The organism is Pseudomonas sp. PARCl1 (genome assembly GCF_947311875.1).
GTDB classification, from domain to species: domain Bacteria; phylum Pseudomonadota; class Gammaproteobacteria; order Pseudomonadales; family Pseudomonadaceae; genus Aquipseudomonas; species Aquipseudomonas juntendi.
On the sequence record NZ_CAMZMX010000032.1, the window covers coordinates 1 to 18004 of the forward strand.

Below are 18004 nucleotides of genomic sequence, written 5' to 3' on the forward strand. Positions count from 1 at the left end.
CGCCGTACAAACAAGGCGGCCGCGCGCGCCTGTCACAGGCGTTACTGGCCCGAAACAAACGTAGGAGCGAGCGCAGCTCGCGATTGCGCCGCGCGGGCGGCGCTCGATCTCATAGGCGCTGAAGATGCTCCGGCTACCGGTAATGAAGCCTGGGCAGGCTAACGCTTGGCGATGATGTACACCGCATGCACGATCCCTGGAATGTACCCCAGCAGGGTCAGCAGAATGTTCAGCCAGAACGCCCCGCCAAACCCAACCTGGAGAAACACCCCGAGCGGCGGCAAGATAATGGCGATGATAATGCGGATAAAGTCCATGTGAGTCTCTCCTGAAGGGGTTACAACACAGACTAGCCGCTGGTCCTGGAGGTTCCACAGGCAAAAAAAACGCCCCGGGCCGAATGGAACAGGCCAGGGGCGATGCGCAGGAACGCCAGACGGTTCGTAGAATTGGTTAACGTGCCACTTACCCCGACACTTAGGCCGACACTTCGCGGCGCGCATGCTGCTGCGCATGCAGGCGGGCAAAGGCGCGTGCCAGGCGCAGCAGCATTTCGTCGATATTGCCCTTGCTCACGGTCAGCGCCGGAGAGAAACGCACCACATCCGCTTGTGGGGCATTGAGCAGCAAGCCTTCGTGCAGGGCCGCGGCCACCAGTTCACGCGCCTGGTTTTCCTTCAGCTGCAGCGCCCACAGCAGCCCTTGCCCGCGTACTTCGCCCTGGCCATAACGCCCCGCCAGGCGGCTCAGGCCGTCGCGCAGGTGGCGGCCGTGGTCCTGCACCTGGCCGAAGAAGCCGGGCTCCAGTACGGTATCCAGCACGGCCAGGCCCGCAGCGCACATCAGCGCATTGCCATGGTGGCTGCCCTCCAGCTCGCCCGGTTCGGCGCAGCACGCCGTACCGCGGGCCAGCAACGCGGCCAGTGGCACACCACCGCCCAGGCCTTTACCCAGGGTGATGATGTCGGCACGCACGCCATAGGTCTCCTCGGCCAACAATGCGCCACAGCGCCCGATGCCGGTCTGTACCTCATCGAGGATCAGCAGGATGCCCAGCTCACGACAAAGGGTTTCCACGCCCTTGAGGTATTCGCGGCTCGCCGGAATTACCCCGGCCTCGCCCTGCACCGGCTCCAGCATGATGGCCACAGTGCGCGAATCCACTTCGGCGTGCAGCGCCGCCAGGTCATTGAACGGCACCTTGCTGAACCCGGGCAGGCCCGGTTCACAGCGGTTGCAGGGCAATGGGTCGGACGCCGACAGCGCGCCCAGGCTGCGGCCATGGCAGGCCTGGCTGGCGGTGATGATGTGATAGGCGCCACTGCGGTGCAGTTGGCCCCACTTGCGCGCCAGCTTGATCGCCCCTTCACAGGCTTCGGCACCGCTGTTGAGCAGGTAGGCCTGGTCGCTACCGGTGCTCTGGCACAGGCGGTTGGCCAGCGCCAGCAGGCCACGGCTATGAAACCCCGCGCCTGGGTTGATCAGCGCCTGGGCCTGGCTGCCCAACGCCTTGACCAGCACGCTGGGGCTATGGCCCAGGCTGTTCACTGCGCCGCCCTGGGTGAAGTCCAGGTAGGCATGCCCGGCATCGTCCCACAACCAGGAGCCCTGCCCGCGCACGAACACCTGCGCAGGCCGTTCGGTCCCGGGCATCAGGCAGTCACGCGACAACTCGGCAGCAGGTGGCACACGCACCGGCACAGGCTTGGGCTCGGCCGCGGCGGTCGGGGCCGAGCGGCGCAGGTTGAACAGGTTCATCGGGGCTCCAGCCAATGCACGGTAAGGGGCGAGCACAGGGCGGTCTTGACGCCGCCGCTCATTATTTTGTCTTGCCTATCAAAAGTGTTTCTCATCCACGGTAACAATCGACTGATTCAGCGCTGTAACCCGTTGGAATACGGCGATAGACTAGGCGCCACGAGGGGTTACGGCCATTTCGATTTTCCAGCACTTTTGATAAGCATCACTTATGGATTTTCGCCAACTGCGTTATTTCGTCGCGGTGTACGAAGAGGGCCACGTCGGCCGCGCCGCCGAGCGCCTGTCGCTGTCACAGCCAGCGCTTTCACAACAGATCCGCCAACTGGAACACAGCCTGGACCTGAGCCTGTTCGAGCGCAGCAACAAGCGCCTGCTGCCGACCCTGGCGGCCCATACCCTGTACAACCATGCCCTGCCGCTGCTCGATGGCCTGCAGCGTGCCCACGAGGCCATGCGCAACTTCAAGGGCCAGTCTTTGCGCACCCTGGCCATCGGTGTGCTGCAAACGGTACGCCCCAGCCTGGTGCCGCAATTGCTCGAACGGCTGCGCAAGGCCCAACCCCACCTGGTGGTGCAGATCTACGAGTTATCGGGGCTGGAGATCGAGCGGCGCCTGCTCAGCGGTAACCTGGACATCGGCATCAGCTACCTGCCGCCACGCCAGCCCGGCCTGCATGGCCTGTTGCTGTACGAGGACGAGCTGCAATTGGTGATACCCGCCACCCACCCACTGAAGGATTTCAAGAAGGTGTCCATCCGCCAGGCGGCCGAGTTGCCCATGCTGATGCTGGGCGAGGAGTTTCAAATCCGCCAGATCTGGCAGGCCCAGTTAGCCAGCCAGGGCCGGCGGCCGCAGGTGCAGGCCGAGATGAACAATATGGCGGGTATTCTCGACAGCCTGGCGCACACCGCGCTGGCAACCATTCTGCCAGGCCGGGCCAAAGACGCCGCCGAGGACGACCCAGGGCTGTTGTGGAAGCCGCTGAGCGAGCCGCGAGTACCGTTGAAGGTAGGGCTGGTGTTCCGCGATGCCCAGCGCCAGCAGGCATCGGTCGAACTGCTGCGTACGCTGCTGGAAGAAGAGACGGACGCGCGACAGCTGGGCGCATCACCGCTGGATGTGCTGGCCTGATAAAACACGCGCGCAAAGAAAACCCCGCCGAAGCGGGGTTTTCCAGACTGTTTCCCTGTGACATCCGTATCGCCCCGCCATCCTGGCAGGTGGTCCTTCGTCGCCATCCTTGATCTGTCCTTTGCGCTTCCTGCGCAACGTCCATGTGGTAGAGATTAGCCGTGGATCCAATCTGAGAACAGTGGTGAAAAGTCACCACGTTGTGTAGGAAAAGGCTTACACAAGAGAGGCATTCGCAGATACATGAAGCACAGGGGCCGCTGTGCGGCCCCTGAATCAGCTAGAACTGCTCGGCATCCAGCAGGTAAAGCGACTCACTGCCCGCCTTCACCGAGGCCACCAGCGAATCCACCCGTGGCAGCAAGCGCGCGAAGTAGAACCGCGCCGTGCCCAGCTTGCCCGAATAGAACGCCTCGTCGCCCTCCCCCGCCTTCGCCGCCCGCGCCATCAATGCCCACATGTAGCCATAGGCGACATAACCAAAGGCATGCAGGTACTCGACCGATGCTGCGCCAATTTCATTCGGGTTGCCCTTGGCCTGCTGCAGTACCCATTCAGTCAGCCCATCCAGCTGGCCGAGCGCAGCACCCAGGGGGCGGGTGAACTCATCCAGCTCGCTACCCGCACTGGCAATGAACTGGCGAATTTCGTCGGAGAACAGCGTGTAGTAGGCGCCGCCGCTGGCCACCACCTTGCGGCCCATCAGGTCGAGGGCCTGAATACCGTTGGTGCCCTCGTAGATCTGGGTGATGCGCACATCACGCACCAGTTGCTCCTGGCCCCATTCACGGATGTAGCCATGCCCGCCGAACACTTGCTGGCCGTGCACCGCGCACTCCAGGCCCAGGTCGGTCAGGAAGGCCTTGGCCACCGGCGTAAGCAATGCCACCAGTTCTTCGCTGCGTTTGCGCACGCCAGGGTCTTCGCTGTACTTGGCACTGTCCAATTGCATGGCCACATAGGTGGAAAACGCGCGGCCACCCTCGATGAGTGCCTTCATGGTCAACAGCATGCGCCGCACATCCGGGTGGACGATGATCGGGTCGGCGGCTTTGTCCTTGGCTTGCGGGCCGGTGGGGGCACGGCTTTGCAAACGGTCGCGCGCGTACTCCACGGCATTCTGGTAGGAACGCTCGGCCGTCGCGAGCCCCTGTATACCCACCCCCAGGCGCTCGTAGTTCATCATGGTGAACATGGCTGCCAGGCCTTTGTTCGGCTCACCGACGATATAGCCCACAGCCTCGTCGAAGTTCATGACGCAGGTAGCCGACGCCTGAATGCCCATCTTGTGCTCGATGGAGCCACAGGTGGCCGGGTTGCGCGCACCGAGGCTGCCATCCTCGTTCACCATGAACTTGGGCACCAGGAACAGCGAGATGCCCTTCGGCCCCGCCGGCGCATCCGGCAACTTGGCCAGCACCAGGTGGATGATGTTCTCGGTCAGGTCGTGCTCGCCGCCGGTGATGAAGATCTTGGTGCCGCTGACCTTGTAGCTGCCGTCCGCCTGTGGCTCGGCCTTGGTGCGGATGATGCCGAGGTCGGTACCCGCATGCGGTTCGGTCAGGCACATGGAGCCAGCCCATACACCGGCGTACATGTTGGGCAGGTACTTTTCCTTCAGCGCCTCGCTGGCGTGGGCGTTGATCGACAGGCAGGCGCCGGCGGTCAGCATCGGGTACAGGCCAAAGGCCAGGCTCGAGGCATTGACCATTTCCTCGACCTGCGCCGAAATGGCCTTGGGCATGCCCATGCCGTCAAACAGCGGGTCGCCACCCACGCCCACCCAACCACCTTCGGCGTAGGTGTTGTAGGCCTCGATGAAACCGGCCGGCGTGCGCACCGCGCCGTTGTCCCAGTGGCAGCCCTCTTCATCGGCGGCGCGGCTGAGCGGTGCGATGCTCTTGGCGGTCACCTTGCCAGCCTCCTCCAGTACGGCCATGGCCGTATCGGCATCGACGACTTCGGCCAGCCCGGGCAACTGGGCCCACTGCTCAGCCACGTTGAACACTTCATTCAGTACGAAGCGCATGTCGCGCACGGGCGCTTTATAGTCAGCCATGACAACCTCTCGCAAGTGGGGTCTGGGCGGTCTCGGGGTACCGCGACACTGGGGTTGATACCAGTGTAACCGAACAACATTTACGAGACATAGGGTCATCAATAGACCAATTAGTCTATTTTGGTCACTAAGTGCGTACAGCCCCACGCCGCGATTGCTGGCCATGCACCACCACACAATTGCGCCCTGCGCCTTTGGCGTTGTAGAGCGCCTGGTCGGCCGACTTGAGCACGGCTTCGGGGTTGCGGTGATCGGCCTGGCGCTCGGCAACGCCAATGCTGATGGTCACCGAAACCGTGCCGCCGCTGCTGCCGGCGCGGCGTTGGCGCCCGGCGGTATCGTCTTGCGGGCGGTTGTACTTGTCGCGCAGGTGCATCACATAGTTGGCGATCACCTCGCGCACCGCTTCCACATGGGGCACGCATTCCTCGGCGGTCTTGCCCGCGAACACCAAGGCGAACTCCTCTCCCCCATAGCGGTAGGCACGCCCACCACCGGTGACCTTGGCCAAACGGCTGGCCACCAGGCGCAACACCTGATCGCCGACATCGTGACCGTGTGTGTCGTTGAATTTCTTGAAGTGGTCAACGTCGGTCATGGCGATGACATAGTTGCGACCCAGCCGCTGCATGCGCTCGTTCAACGCACGCCGGTCGGGCAAACCGGTCAGCTCGTCGCGGAAGGCCATCTGGTAGGCCTCGTGCGCAACCGCTGCGGCGATCATCAACATCACCTGGCTGCACATGATGTTCAGCGTGAACGGCAGGATGAACGTTTGCGGCAGCATCCAGAAAATGCCCAGCAGGCCGATGATCTGGGCCGCGTGCAACGGCCTCGGTGCGCGCAGGTACTGCACCACCAGCAGGATGAACACCCCCGCGACCAGCGGGTAGGCCAACTGGATCAGGCTCATCCACTGGCCATGCAAGGTCGGCCAGCGAATCTCCGCCAACCAGGTCAACAGCGCCTCGGGGTAGCTTTGCTCCAGGGCCACTGCCACGCTGCCCACGGCAAACAGCACGGCGCCACGGGCCACCAGGTCCTGCAGCAGGTGGGTGCGCTCCTGCCAGGCACCATACAGGCCGAACAATGCCGGCAACAGCAGGCATACCAGGTGGAAGACCACCGCTGCATCCTCGCGCACACGGCCGTGGTCGCGGTAGAAGTCGGTCTGGGTGTCGAGCAGAAAGTAGGCGATGTATACCGTAAGCATCAGAAACAGCTCACGTTGGCGACGGTACACCGCGCAGTAAGCGCCACCCAGCAGCAGCACCAAGGTGGGCAGAACATTGAACAGCGATGTGAAAAACACACTGAGGTCTCTCACATAAGCTGCGGCGAGCCCTGCCACCAGCAGCAGCAGCGAGGGCAGGAAGTGGCTGGCACGTACAGCGTTAAAACGAAACAAGGGTAATCTCCGACCCGGCAGATCAATAGTGGCATTGTGCCCTTATTTCATCGGCAGCGTACCCGAACAGTTGAATTTCAACTCGGCCAGGGTTGTCGAGTGGCCTGGGCCTGAACAAAAAAAACCCGCCTGCCGGTGAGGGCAGGCGGGTTCTGGCAACAGCGGTTGAATCAGTACGCCAAGCCGAAGCTCTCTTCGTCCATGTCCATCAGGTTGTTGGCGCCCGACAGCATGGCCGCCACATGCGTGCGGGTACGCGGCAGGATGCGCTGGAAGTAGAAGCGCGCGGTCTGCAGCTTGGCGGTGTAGAACGCCGCTTCGCTGGTGCCGGCGGCCAGCTTTTCAGCGGCCAGGCGGGCGATGTCGGCCCAGAAGTAGGCCAGGCAGGCGTAGCCGGAATACATCACGTAATCGACCGAGGCTGCACCCACTTCTTCGCGGTCTTTCATGGCAGCCATGCCCACTTTCATGGTCAGCTCGCCCCATTCCTTGTTGATGGCTGCCAGCGGCTCGACGAACTCCTTGACCGCCTCGACACCTTCCTGCGCCTGGCAGAACTTGTGCACGATCTTGGTGAAGCCCTTCAGCGCTTCGCCCTGGGTCATCAGCACTTTGCGGCCGAGCAGGTCGAGGGCCTGGATGCCCGTGGTGCCCTCGTACAGCATCGAGATACGGCTATCACGCACGTTCTGCTCCATGCCCCACTCGGCGATGAAGCCGTGACCGCCATAGATCTGCACGCCATGGTTGGCCGCTTCGAAACCGACTTCGGTCATGAACGCCTTGGCGATCGGGGTGAGGAAGGCCAGCAGGGCATCGGCCTTCTTGCGCTCTTCTTCATCCTGGCTGTACTTGACGATGTCCACCTGCTTGGCGGTGAAGTAGACCATCGCGCGATTGCCCTCGGCGAACGCTTTCATGGTCAGCAGCATGCGGCGCACGTCCGGGTGGACGATGATCGGGTCGGCGGCCTTGTCCGGTGCCTTGGGGCCGGTCAGGGAGCGCATCTGCAAACGCTCGCGGGCGTACTTCAGGCCACCCTGGAACGCGACTTCGGCGTGGGCCAGGCCCTGCAGCGCGGTACCCAGGCGCGCGGTGTTCATGAAGGTGAACATGCAGTTCAGGCCTTTGTTGGCCGGGCCGATCAGGTAGCCGGTGGCGCCATCGAAGTTCATCACGCAGGTGGCGTTGCCGTGGATGCCCATCTTGTGTTCGATCGAGCCGCAGCTCACGCCATTGCGCTCACCCACACCGCCTTCGGCATTGGGCAGGAACTTCGGCACGATGAACAGCGAAATGCCCTTGGTACCGGCCGGTGCATCCGGCAGGCGCGCGAGAACGATATGCACGATGTTCTCGGCCATGTCGTGCTCACCGGCGGAAATGAAGATCTTGGTGCCCGACACCTTGTAGCTGCCGTCAGCCTGCGGTTCGGCCTTGGTGCGCAGCATGCCCAGGTCGGTACCGCAGTGTGGCTCGGTCAGGCACATGGTGCCGGTCCATTCACCCGACACCAGCTTGGTCAGGTAGGTGTGCTGCTGCTCGGCGGTGCCGTGCGCAGAAATGGTGTTCATGGCGCCGTGGGACAGGCCCGGGTACATGCCCCACGACCAGTTCGCACCACCGACCATCTCGCTCAGGGCCAGGCCCAGCGACTCTGGCAGGCCCTGGCCACCGTGCTCCACGTCATGTGCCAGGCTGGGCCAGCCGCCTTCGACGAATTGTTCGTAAGCCGCCTTGAAGCCGGTTGGGGTTTTCACGCCCGACTCGCTCCAGGTGCAGCCTTCCTGGTCACCCACACGGTTCAGCGGCGCCAGCACCTGCTCACAGAACTTCGCACCTTCTTCAAGAATCGCGTCGACCATGTCGGGCGTTGCGTCCTGGCAACCCGGCAGGCTCTGATAGTGCGCCTCGTAGCCGAGCAGCTCGTCACGAACGAAGCGGATATCACGCAAGGGGGCTTTGTAGTCAGGCATTGCGATGAACCTCTAGGTGAGTTCTGTGGGGTGACCCGCGTGCGCCGCGGCGTCTGTCAAACAGTTGTTTGAAACTTACGTTTAGCTCCGGCTTCTGTCAAGGAGGGACGATAGTGCCATTTACGCCACGAAAAATGGCGTTTATGCCAAGCTCAATAAAAACAATACCCTGTGGGAGCGGGCATGGCCGCGAAAGGGCTCGGCCAGGCAATGGGGTTGCCTGAGCTGACGCTTTCGCGGGCACGCCCGCTCCTACAGGGGCTATGTGTTATTCGAAATCGGCACTCTGTCAGGCGCAGGTATCGATGATCCGGCCGAGCATTTCGTCGGATGCCTTGACGACCTTTGCGCCAAGCTCGACTTCGGTCTTGCCGACCGCCTGTTGCACCAGGCTGGTGGCCAGGTCCATCTGCTGGCTGCGGTCGACCGCACGCAGGCGTTCGGCCTGGAAGTCGCTGGACTGGCTGGTGGCGGTACGTTCGGCGGTGGTGTTGGCGATCTGGCTGGCCGCCTGATCGACGCGGTTCTGGCCGGCTTGTATAGCGCTCAGGCCCGCGTAATAGGCGGAGCTACCGGTGATTTCCATGTCAGGACTCCATTGACGCTGGATAGGAACACAGCCCATTAAAACAGGCCGTCGGTAAAAAGGCCCGTTTAAATCGCTAATGGCCCGGTGCCAGTTGATAGGCCCTGAGTATTCCAGCACCTAATCCAGCAAATCCAGCTGCAAATGCTCAGCCACCTTGTCTGCACTGGCCTGCTTCAGCTTGGGCACCCGCCCCAGGCAAGGCGCTGGCAAGCGCTCGGCCAGGCTGGCCAGGTTCTCTTCCAGCCGTGAAGTGCGCGGCTCGATGATGTTCGCCACCCAGCCTGCCAACTGCAGCTCGTCGCGCTCGATCGCCTCGGCGCTGAGCAAGGCATGGCTGATACACCCCAGCCGCACCCCCACCACCAGAATCACCGGCAACTGCAGGGCCACCGCCAGATCTGAAAGGTTCTCCAGCCCCGAAAGCGGCACACGCCAGCCCCCAGCCCCCTCTACCAACGTGAAATCGGCATTTTGTTGCAACACATTGCGCATGGCCGCCAGCAACGCTGCCACCTCCAAAGTCACCCCCGCCTCGCGGGCGGCCACATGCGGCGCAATTGCAGGCTCGAAGGCAAACGGGTTGACCTGCCCATAGGGCAACTTGATGGTGCTTTCATCAATCAGCGCCTGGGCGTCGCTGTTGCGTAAGCCGTTGGGGGTCATCGTGCACCCCGAGGCCACCGGCTTGACACCCAGGGTGCTCAAGCCTTGCAACCGCGCCGCATGCAGCAAACCGGCCGCGACGGTGGTCTTGCCGACATCGGTATCGGTACCGGCGATGAAATAGGCCCTGCTCATCTTGCTCCCCTTACGCCTGTGGCTTGCGCAACACACCATAGACCACCTGATAGGTGGCTGGCAGCCCGGCAGGCTGGCGAAATGCCTCGTACGCCTGCAACAGGCCCTGCATGCGTGCCCGGCCAGTCAACCCGGACGGTCGCCCAGGGTTGAGATTGTGCGCGCCCAACGCCTTCAGTTCGTGGGTCAGGCTGCGTACGTCCGGGTAATGCAGCACATGCGCACAGCGATGCAGCTCAAGCTGCTCAAAACCGCTGGCGGCACACAGGCGCTGGTAGTCCTCGAAACGGCGGAAGCGGTTTACATGCACCAGGCCGTCCACCGCCTGCCAGCTGGCACGCAGTTCGTCGAGGGTACCTACGCACAAGCTGCTGAAGGCCAGCACGCCGCCAGGGCTCAGTACCCGCAGCGCCTCGGCCAGCACACTGGCGAACTGGTCGCACCATTGCACGGCCAGGCTGGTGAACACCAGGTCGACGCTGGCATCGCGCAATGGCAAACGCTCGGCGTCGCCGGCCACGTGGTAGTGCGCCCCGCGTTGTTCATTGCGGGCATGGCGCAGCATGCCTTCGGCGATATCCACCGCCACACCACTGGACTGGGCGAACCGCTCGGCCAGGATACGGCTGAAATGGCCGGTACCGCTGCCCAGGTCCAGCCAGCGCAATGGCTGCCAGCCTGCCGGCACTTGCCCCAACAGGCTCAAGCCCACGGCGCGCTGCAACGCGGCTACGCTGTCGTAGCTGGCTGCAGCGCGGGAGAACGAAGCTGCTACCTGGCGTTTGTCGGGCAATGCGCCGGGCAGGGTCGGACAGGAAAGGTCAGTCATCGCCACTCTCATGCAGGAAACTCTTGATGCCCGCCGCCAGCTCTTGCGGGTACTCCAGCAAGAAGGCGTGGGAACTGTCTTCTACCAGGCCCACCTCCACATCGGGCAGCAGCTCGCTCAAGGCCTTGGCTGCCTCGCCAGGCACCAGCGCATCGCTGCCGGCGAACAGGTGCAGTTGCGGGCCGCCGTAGGCCTGCAGGGCGTCGCGGGTATCCAGCTTGGCCAGCACTTCAAGGCCGGTGGAGAGGTACAGAGGGTCGGTGTCTGGTACGCCGACACCCAGCTGGCGCAGCAGGGTACGCTGCTGCTGGGCGCCATCGCTGCACAAGCTGCGAAAGCGCTTCAGGGTGACTTGGGTATGGCTGCGGCAGCCGTCGAGGAAGGTGCCGAAGGTGTCTTCGGCCATGCCATGCGGCCAGTCACCACGGGCAACGAAACTGGGGTTGCTGGCCAGGGTGAGCAAGCCGCAGCAGTGGTCGCCACGCTTGTGTGCCAGGGCGCTGGCGAGCATGCCGCCCAACGACCAGCCACCTAGCCAGACATCGCCCGGCAATTTACGGTCGAGGTGCTCAAGCCAGCCCTCAACATCGCTGTGGGGCAATTCCGGCAGGGGCATCAGCTCGACCTGCAGACGGGGGTCCTGGGCGCGCAGGCTGGCGGCCAGCGGTTCCAGTGCGGCTGTGCCCAGGCCCCAGCCGGGCAGCAGTACAAGGCGATTACGCATCGGCGTTCTCCAATTGTGGATAACACTCGGCCAATGCATTCAACAATAGCTGCACCTGCGCCTGGCTGTGGGCAGCGCTCAGTGTTACGCGCAAACGGGCACTGCCCGCCGGTACGGTCGGTGGGCGGATGGCGGTGACCAGCAAGCCGCGCTCGCGCAACATGCGCGACAGGCGCAAGGCCTGCGCGCTGTCGCCAATCACGATCGGCTGGATCGGTGTGGGGCTGTCCATCAGTTCCAGGCCGATCTGCTGTGCGCCTTCACGGAACTGGCGAATCAATGCGGCCAGGTGCTCGCGGCGCCAGCTTTCGCGGCGCAGCAGCTCCAGGCTCTTCAGCGTGGCGCAGGCCAGTGCCGGTGGCTGGCTGGTGGTGTAGATGTAGGGGCGGGCGAATTGCACCAGCGCCTCGATCAGTTCCTCGCTCCCGGCAACAAAGGCACCGGAAGTACCGCAGGCCTTGCCCAGCGTACCGATCAGCACCGGTACATCGTCCACGCCCAGGCCGAAGTGCTCGACGATACCACCGCCCTGAGCGCCAAGGGTGCCCAGGCCATGGGCATCGTCCACCATCAGCCAGGCACCCCGTGCCCGGGCGACCTCGGCCAGGGCCGGCAGGTCGGCCAGGTCGCCGTCCATGCTGAACACACCGTCAGTGACCACCAGGGTATTGCCAACGGCCTTGTCCAGGCGGCTGGCCAGGCTGGCCGGGTCGTTGTGCAGGTAGCGGTTGAACCGTGCACCGCTGAGCAGCCCGCCATCAAGCAGCGAGGCATGGTTCAGGCGGTCCTGCAGCACCGTGTCGCCCTGCCCCACCAGGGCGGTGATGGCGCCCAGGTTGGCCATGTAGCCGGTGGAAAACAGCAGCGCACGAGGGCGCCCCGTCAGCTCGGCCAGCGCCTCTTCGACCTGGTGGTGTGGGGTGCTATGGCCGATCACCAGGTGCGACGCACCGCCACCGACACCCCAGCGCTCGGCACCGGCCTGCCAGGCGCCAACCACCTCGGGGTGGTTGGCCAGGCCCAGGTAATCGTTGCTGCAGAAGGCCAGCAAGCGCTGGCCGTCGACCACCACCTCCGGGCCCTGCGGGCTTTCCAGCAGTGGCCGTTGCCGGTACAGGTCTGCAGCGCGCCGTTCGGCCAGGCGCGCGGCCAGGTCGAAAGCCATCTCAGGCGGTCGCGGCGTTGTAGAACATCTCGCTGCTACGCTGCTCGACCAGCGCCTGCTCGATGGCGGCCTGGTGCACTTCGTCGGCGTGTTCCTCACGTGCTTCAGGCTTGATGCCCAGGCGCGCGAACAGCTGCATGTCCTTGTCAGCCTGCGGGTTGGCAGTGGTCAGCAGTTTTTCACCGTAGAAAATCGAGTTGGCACCGGCCATGAAGGCCAGGGCCTGCATCTGCTCGTTCATCTGCTCACGGCCGGCAGACAGGCGCACATGCGACTTGGGCATCAACAGGCGGGCTACGGCCAGCATGCGAATGAAGTCGAACGGGTCGACATCTTCCTCCTCGGCCAGCGGCGTACCGGCCACCTTGACCAGCATGTTGATCGGCACCGACTCGGGGTGTTCGGGCAGGTTGGCCAGCTGGATCAGCAGCCCGGCGCGGTCGTCCAGCGACTCGCCCATGCCCAGGATGCCGCCCGAGCAGATCTTCATGCCCGCATCGCGCACGTAGGCCAGGGTCTGCAGGCGCTCGCTGTAGGTGCGCGTAGTGATGATGCTGCCGTAGAACTCCGGCGAGGTGTCGAGGTTGTGGTTGTAGTAGTCGAGGCCGGCCTGGGCCAGGGCCTGGGTCTGCTCCTGGTCGAGCTTGCCCAGGGTCATGCAGGTTTCCAGGCCCAAGGCCTTCACCCCTTTGACCATCTCCAGCACATAAGGCATGTCTTTGGCCGACGGGTGCTTCCACGCCGCGCCCATGCAGAAGCGGGTCGAGCCAATGGCTTTGGCGCGTGCTGCTTCTTCCAGCACCTTCTGCACTTCCATCAACTTCTGTTTTTCCAGCCCAGTGTTGTAGTGGCCGGACTGTGGACAATATTTGCAATCTTCCGGGCAGGCTCCAGTCTTGATCGACAGCAACGTCGAAACCTGCACGCGGTTGGGGTCGAAATGCGCGCGGTGCACCGTCTGCGCCTGGAACAGCAAGTCATTGAAAGGCTGCTGGAACAGGGCCTTGACCTCGGCCAGGGACCAGTCGTGACGTGTTGTTGCAGTTGTGCTGGCGCTCATCGGCGTTTCCTTGTTTAGGCTTAAGCTGGCGCGGGGACAGGAAAGCCCGCCAGCGCATCACGGATAACTCGCATAGTCACGGATGGCCTATGAACTGTCAACTCAACTGGAAACGACTGGTTTACAAGTGCTCACTTATTAACCAGATCTGTTTATTGTGCGACGCGCCTGCCGGGCAACACTACCCGCTGTGCGTCGGTTGCGAGCAAGAGCTGCCCTGGCTGGGCGACCATTGCCGCTACTGCGCCCTGCCACTGCCCATGGCCGGCCTGGCCTGCGCCCAATGCAGCCGCCGCTTGCCGGCGTTCGAACAGGTCTTAGCCCTGTGGCATTTCGGCTTTCCGGTCGACACGTTGATCAGCCGCTTCAAGCACAACCGGCAGTGGCCGTTGGGGCGTTTGATGGCCGAGTTGCTTGGGCAAGGGCTGCGCTACCGCTATGCCGAGGGGCTGCCACGCCCTGACCTGCTGTTGCCTGTGCCCATGGCCAGGCGTCGACTGCGCGAGCGTGGGTTCAACCAGGCCGGGCTGCTGGCCCGCTGGCTGGCGGCGCACGTGGGCATACCGTGCGATGAGCGGGTACTGCTGCGCACTCGGGAAACCCCCGCGCAGCAGCGGTTGAGTGCCAAAGGCAGGCGGCGCAATCTGCGCCAGGCCTTTGCGGTCGCCGGTGACCTGCCTGGCAAGCACGTCGCCATCGTCGATGACGTGTTGACCACTGGCGCTACCGCCCAGGCCATTGCCCAGGTGTTGCGCAAAGCCGGGGCACAGCGGGTGGATGTGTATTGCCTGGCGCGTACCCCTAAGCCGGGGTATGTATAACCCTGCCGCTAGGCCACACTATTGGCCCCAGGCCCTTACAGCGACCGGATGCCCATGCCCTTGCCCACTCTACTGACCCAGCACATAACCCGGCGCCCGCAGCGCATCGCACTGCTGCAGCACATTGCCGAGCAAGGCTCGATCACCCGTGCGGCCAAGGCGGCGGGCATCAGCTACAAGGCAGCCTGGGACGCCATCGATGAGCTCAACAACCTGGCCAGTCAGCCGTTGGTCGAGCGCAGCACTGGCGGGCGTGGGGGTGGGGGCGCCCGGCTGTCGGTGGAGGGTCAGCGCGTATTGCGCCTGTACCAAAGGCTGCAGGCCCTGCAGGCGCAAATTCTCGAGGCCGCGGAAGAGTCCAGCGACCTCGACTTGCTTGGGCGCCTGATGCTACGCACCAGCGCGCGCAACCAGCTGCAGGGCCAGGTCAGCGGCCTGCGCCGTGAGGGCCGCTATGACCGGGTCAGCCTGGCGCTGGGTGGCGGGCTGGAGATCGACGCGCTGATCACCCACGACAGCACCGCGCGGTTGGAGCTGACCTTGGGCAGCAGGGTGGTGGCGCTGCTCAAGGCAGGCTGGGTGCAGTTGCTGGCCGAGGGGGACAAGCCTGAAGCGGGGAGCAATTGCCTGCGGGCCACGGTAGAAGACGTGCTGGTGGAGGCCGACGGGCCCAATGAAGTCCGGTTGGCGCTGGGCAACGGGCAAACGCTGTGTGCCATGGCAGAGGCGGGTTGGTTGGCCGGCCAGCAGGTACGGGTTCAGTTCCATCCTGCCTATGTGTTGCTCGGGGTGCCTGCCTAGGCCGGCCGTGGCACAGGCGGTTCGCGGGTAAACCCTACGGGTACGCTACAGGGATAACCCTGTACCATGGAGCCCATGCCGTATACCCCCGGAGCTCCCATGTCCCATCCGTTCGATACCCTCACCCCTGACCTGGTCCTGGACGCCGTGGAAAGCCTCGGCTTTCTCAGCGATGCCCGGGTGCTGGCACTGAACAGCTACGAGAACCGCGTCTACCAGGTGGGCATCGAGGGGGCGCAGCCGCTGATCGCCAAGTTCTACCGGCCTGGCCGCTGGAGCGATGCGGCCATCCTCGAAGAACACAGCTTTACCGCTGAACTGGCCGATTGCGAAGTGCCGGTCGTAGCGCCCATGCAGCACGCCGGCCGTACCTTGTTCGAGCACCAGGGCTTTCGCTTCACATTGTTCCCGCGCCGTGGCGGCCATGCCCCGGAGCCTGGCAACCTCGACCAGCTCTACCGCCTGGGGCAACTGCTTGGCCGCCTGCATGCCGTCGGCGCCTGCAAACCGTTCGCTCACCGTGAAGCGCTGACTGTGGACAGTTTCGGCCATGCCTCGCTGAACACTGTGCTCGATGGGGGCTTTGTACCCCGCGAGCTGCTGCCGGCGTACGCGTCAGTGGCCCGCGACCTGCTAAAGCGGGTCGAGGACATCTACGCCCGCACCCCGCACCAGCTCATCCGCCTGCATGGCGACCTGCACCCCGGCAACCTGATGCACCGCGAAGACGTGTACCACGTGGTCGACCTCGACGACTGCCGCATGGGCCCCGCCGTACAAGACCTGTGGATGATGCTGGCCGGCGACCGCCAGGAGCGCCTGGGGCAGTTGGCCGAACTGATCGACGGCTACAACGAGTTCCACGATTTCGACCCGCGTGAGCTGGCCCTGATCGAACCGCTGCGAGCGCTGCGCCAGTTGCATTACAGCGCGTGGCTGGCGCGGCGCTGGGATGACCCGGCATTCCCGCCCAGCTTCCCCTGGTTCGGCCAGCCGCGCTATTGGGGCGATCAGATCCTCGCCCTGCGTGAACAAATGGCGGCGCTGGATGAAGCCCCGCTGAAATTGTTCTAAAACGGTGCACGCCTCTGTCTACAATAGGGGTCGCTTTATTTAGCTACCTAAGCAAGGATTCTGCATGCACGCCGCAAACCCGCGTCGCGGGTATATCCTGGGCCTGAGCGCCTACATCATCTGGGGCCTGTTCCCGATTTACTTCAAGGCAATCCAGAGCGTCCCGGCGGTGGAGATCATCGTCCACCGGGTGCTTTGGTCGGCACTGTTCGGCTCGCTGCTGCTACTGCTGTGGAAACACCCCGGCTGGTGGCGCGAGCTGCGCGACAACCCGCGCCGGCTGGGGGTCCTGGCCCTGAGCGGGGCGCTGATCGCCTTCAACTGGCTGACCTATGTGTGGTCGGTCAACAACGGGCGCATGCTCGAGGCCAGCCTGGGTTACTACATCAACCCGCTGATCAACGTGCTGCTGGGTATGCTGCTGCTGGGCGAGCGGCTGCGCCGCCTGCAATGGCTGGCAGTGGGCATGGCTGCAGTTGGCGTGGCCCAGCAGGTATGGCAGGTGGGCAGCCTGCCCTGGGTGTCGCTGGCGCTGGCGCTGAGCTTTGGCTTCTACGGGCTGATCCGCAAACAGGCCCCGGTTGCGGCGCTGCCGGGGTTGGTCGTGGAAACCTGGATGCTGGTACCGCTGGCCCTGGGCTGGTTGCTGCTGCACCCAACGGCCATGAGTGCACAAGGCGCGTTCTACACCAGCAGCGAAGCGCTCTGGCTGATGGCTGCGGGGCCGGTGACCCTGGTACCGCTGGTGTGCTTCAACGCCGCAGCGCGGCACCTGCCCTACACCACCCTCGGCTTCCTGCAATACCTGGCGCCAACCCTGGTACTGCTGCAGGCGGTGCTGCTGTTCGATGAGCATTTGTCCTCCAGCACCCTGGTAGCCTTCATGTTCATCTGGGCTGGCCTGGCCATTTACAGCGTGGATGCCTGGCTAAGTTTGCGCAAGCGCGCCTGATCAAAAAACGATCAAAACTCTGCAGGCCATGTAATACCTGGCCTGCAGAGACATCTCCAAAGGTTATCCACACCCTCGTCCCCGTGCTTTGTGCACAAGCTGCTGAATTTTGGGTGTTTTTTGAGCAAACCTCTGCAGCGGGCGCATTGCCTGGGCTGGGGAGGTGAACCCCCAGGTTATCCACAGGGCCTTCCCCGTGATACTGGGATAACCCCAAGGGATGTCTTTACCAAATCCCCTGTAGGAGCGGCCTTGCGTCGCGATGGGCCGCAAAGCGGCCCCCGGCCAATCCACTCAATCCTCCGCCCGCAACCGCAACTCCACCATCAAGTCATCCGCCAGACTCTCCAGCCGCTGCTGCAGCTCGTCCAGCGGCAAGGCCAGAGGCAAGGCCAACAAGGCATCGGCATGGAACAACGGCTCACTGCTCATCGGTGCCGGCCGCACATCTGTCGTGAACCGTTCCACGTTCACCTGCAACTCCGCCAGCAAACGAGTGATGTCCCGCACGATCCCCGGCCGGTCATTGCCGACCAGTTCCATGGCAATCGGCTTCCAGGTACACGAGGGTTCCACCCCGCTCTCTGCAACCAGCACACGAATGTCGTACTGGGCCAGCCCCTGCAACGCCGCCACCAGCCCATCGTGATGTTCAGCCGGCACCGCCACCCGCAGGATCCCGGCAAACTGCCCGGCCATGCGCGACATGCGGCTTTCCAGCCAGTTGCCGCTGTGGTCGGCGATGCACTGCGCAACACGTTCCACCTGGCCGGCCTTGTCAGGGGCGATAACAGTCAGTACAAGATGATCCACAAGCCGTTCCTCGTGTCGAGCCGCGCCAGGCGCAGAAAATCG

17 protein-coding genes are annotated in these 18004 nt (G+C 63.8%); 5 read left to right on the forward strand and 12 right to left on the reverse strand.

From position 1 onward, the window contains the following. Window positions 1-158: 158 nt before the first annotated feature. Both QME24_RS16670 and QME24_RS16675 read right to left on the reverse strand, forming a co-directional pair. Window positions 159-317 (reverse strand): YqaE/Pmp3 family membrane protein, encoded by a 159-nt coding sequence (locus tag QME24_RS16670; RefSeq protein WP_009681539.1) that lies wholly within the window; start codon window positions 315-317, stop codon window positions 159-161. A 160-nt stretch (window positions 318-477) separates the two neighbouring features. Next, on the reverse strand, window positions 478-1758 hold the full coding sequence (locus tag QME24_RS16675; protein WP_009681538.1) for an aminotransferase class III-fold pyridoxal phosphate-dependent enzyme: 1281 nt from the start codon (window positions 1756-1758) through the stop codon (window positions 478-480). Between the two features lie 211 nt (window positions 1759-1969). Here QME24_RS16675 and QME24_RS16680 point away from each other — a divergent pair, with 211 nt between their 5' ends. Continuing rightward, a complete protein-coding gene (locus QME24_RS16680; protein ID WP_029886350.1) occupies window positions 1970-2893 on the forward strand; it encodes a LysR family transcriptional regulator in 924 nt (307 codons plus the stop codon). A 280-nt stretch (window positions 2894-3173) separates the two neighbouring features. Here QME24_RS16680 and QME24_RS16685 read toward each other — a convergent pair whose 3' ends face one another. From QME24_RS16685 to bioB, 9 genes are all read right to left on the reverse strand, one after another. Continuing rightward, window positions 3174-4952 (reverse strand): acyl-CoA dehydrogenase C-terminal domain-containing protein, encoded by a 1779-nt coding sequence (locus QME24_RS16685; protein WP_280091360.1) that lies wholly within the window; start codon window positions 4950-4952, stop codon window positions 3174-3176. 127 nt (window positions 4953-5079) lie between these two features. Continuing rightward, complete coding sequence (locus QME24_RS16690) at window positions 5080-6360, reverse strand: GGDEF domain-containing protein (protein ID WP_280091359.1); 1281 nt, start codon at window positions 6358-6360, stop codon at window positions 5080-5082. A 170-nt stretch (window positions 6361-6530) separates the two neighbouring features. Continuing rightward, window positions 6531-8336, reverse strand: a complete 1806-nt coding sequence (locus QME24_RS16695) for a phenylacyl-CoA dehydrogenase (protein WP_029886352.1) — start codon at window positions 8334-8336, stop codon at window positions 6531-6533. 289 nt (window positions 8337-8625) lie between these two features. Continuing rightward, window positions 8626-8922, reverse strand: coding sequence for a pyrroloquinoline quinone biosynthesis protein PqqE (locus QME24_RS16700; RefSeq protein ID WP_280091358.1), 297 nt, complete (start codon window positions 8920-8922; stop codon window positions 8626-8628). A gap of 120 nt (window positions 8923-9042) precedes the next feature. Next, entirely contained in the window at window positions 9043-9723 is a 681-nt protein-coding gene (gene bioD, locus QME24_RS16705; RefSeq protein WP_054904264.1) for a dethiobiotin synthase, read from the reverse strand. 10 nt (window positions 9724-9733) lie between these two features. Beyond that, the gene (gene bioC / locus QME24_RS16710) at window positions 9734-10552 is read right to left on the reverse strand and encodes a malonyl-ACP O-methyltransferase BioC (RefSeq protein WP_054904265.1); all 819 of its coding nucleotides are present in this window, start codon (window positions 10550-10552) and stop codon (window positions 9734-9736) included. Further along, window positions 10545-11276: an alpha/beta fold hydrolase gene (locus QME24_RS16715; protein ID WP_054904266.1), complete on the reverse strand. Its 732-nt coding sequence runs from the start codon at window positions 11274-11276 to the stop codon at window positions 10545-10547. Before QME24_RS16715 ends, bioC begins: the two co-directional genes overlap by 8 nt. After that, window positions 11269-12441: an 8-amino-7-oxononanoate synthase gene (bioF, locus tag QME24_RS16720; RefSeq protein WP_029886356.1), complete on the reverse strand. Its 1173-nt coding sequence runs from the start codon at window positions 12439-12441 to the stop codon at window positions 11269-11271. The genes QME24_RS16715 and bioF overlap by 8 nt, the downstream gene beginning before the upstream one ends. A gap of 1 nt (window position 12442) precedes the next feature. Further along, the gene (gene bioB / locus QME24_RS16725) at window positions 12443-13501 is read right to left on the reverse strand and encodes a biotin synthase BioB (RefSeq protein ID WP_009681528.1); all 1059 of its coding nucleotides are present in this window, start codon (window positions 13499-13501) and stop codon (window positions 12443-12445) included. An 89-nt stretch (window positions 13502-13590) separates the two neighbouring features. Between bioB and QME24_RS16730 the strand changes: the two genes are divergently transcribed. The 4 genes from QME24_RS16730 (at window position 13591) to rarD (ending at window position 17149) form a co-directional block, all read left to right on the forward strand. Next, a complete protein-coding gene (locus QME24_RS16730; protein WP_192441508.1) occupies window positions 13591-14322 on the forward strand; it encodes a ComF family protein in 732 nt (243 codons plus the stop codon). 54 nt (window positions 14323-14376) lie between these two features. Next, on the forward strand, window positions 14377-15123 hold the full coding sequence (locus tag QME24_RS16735; protein ID WP_192441506.1) for a TOBE domain-containing protein: 747 nt from the start codon (window positions 14377-14379) through the stop codon (window positions 15121-15123). A gap of 99 nt (window positions 15124-15222) precedes the next feature. After that, entirely contained in the window at window positions 15223-16197 is a 975-nt protein-coding gene (locus QME24_RS16740; RefSeq protein WP_009681525.1) for a serine/threonine protein kinase, read from the forward strand. 64 nt (window positions 16198-16261) lie between these two features. After that, window positions 16262-17149, forward strand: a complete 888-nt coding sequence (gene rarD, locus QME24_RS16745) for an EamA family transporter RarD (RefSeq protein ID WP_009681524.1) — start codon at window positions 16262-16264, stop codon at window positions 17147-17149. Window positions 17150-17443: 294 nt separating this feature from the next. Here rarD and QME24_RS16750 read toward each other — a convergent pair whose 3' ends face one another. Further along, window positions 17444-17962, reverse strand: coding sequence for an ACT domain-containing protein (locus QME24_RS16750; protein ID WP_054904270.1), 519 nt, complete (start codon window positions 17960-17962; stop codon window positions 17444-17446). Window positions 17963-18004: the final 42 nt, after the last annotated feature.

Bases quoted from the DNA above. Each gene is read 5' to 3' on its own strand.
- QME24_RS16670 (WP_009681539.1), bottom strand. From the start codon at position 317: ATGGACTTTATCCGCATTATCATCGCCATTATCTTGCCGCCGCTCGGG.
- QME24_RS16675 (WP_009681538.1), bottom strand. From the start codon at position 1,758: ATGAACCTGTTCAACCTGCGCCGCTCGGCCCCGACCGCCGCGGCCGAG.
- QME24_RS16680 (WP_029886350.1), top strand. From the start codon at position 1,970: ATGGATTTTCGCCAACTGCGTTATTTCGTCGCGGTGTACGAAGAGGGC.
- QME24_RS16685 (WP_280091360.1), bottom strand. From the start codon at position 4,952: ATGGCTGACTATAAAGCGCCCGTGCGCGACATGCGCTTCGTACTGAAT.
- QME24_RS16695 (WP_029886352.1), bottom strand. From the start codon at position 8,336: ATGCCTGACTACAAAGCCCCCTTGCGTGATATCCGCTTCGTTCGTGAC.
- QME24_RS16700 (WP_280091358.1), bottom strand. From the start codon at position 8,922: ATGGAAATCACCGGTAGCTCCGCCTATTACGCGGGCCTGAGCGCTATA.
- bioD (WP_054904264.1), bottom strand. From the start codon at position 9,723: ATGAGCAGGGCCTATTTCATCGCCGGTACCGATACCGATGTCGGCAAG.
- bioC (WP_054904265.1), bottom strand. From the start codon at position 10,552: ATGACTGACCTTTCCTGTCCGACCCTGCCCGGCGCATTGCCCGACAAA.
- QME24_RS16715 (WP_054904266.1), bottom strand. From the start codon at position 11,276: ATGCGTAATCGCCTTGTACTGCTGCCCGGCTGGGGCCTGGGCACAGCC.
- bioF (WP_029886356.1), bottom strand. From the start codon at position 12,441: ATGGCTTTCGACCTGGCCGCGCGCCTGGCCGAACGGCGCGCTGCAGAC.
- bioB (WP_009681528.1), bottom strand. From the start codon at position 13,501: ATGAGCGCCAGCACAACTGCAACAACACGTCACGACTGGTCCCTGGCC.
- QME24_RS16730 (WP_192441508.1), top strand. From the start codon at position 13,591: ATGAACTGTCAACTCAACTGGAAACGACTGGTTTACAAGTGCTCACTT.
- QME24_RS16735 (WP_192441506.1), top strand. From the start codon at position 14,377: ATGCCCTTGCCCACTCTACTGACCCAGCACATAACCCGGCGCCCGCAG.
- QME24_RS16740 (WP_009681525.1), top strand. From the start codon at position 15,223: ATGTCCCATCCGTTCGATACCCTCACCCCTGACCTGGTCCTGGACGCC.
- rarD (WP_009681524.1), top strand. From the start codon at position 16,262: ATGCACGCCGCAAACCCGCGTCGCGGGTATATCCTGGGCCTGAGCGCC.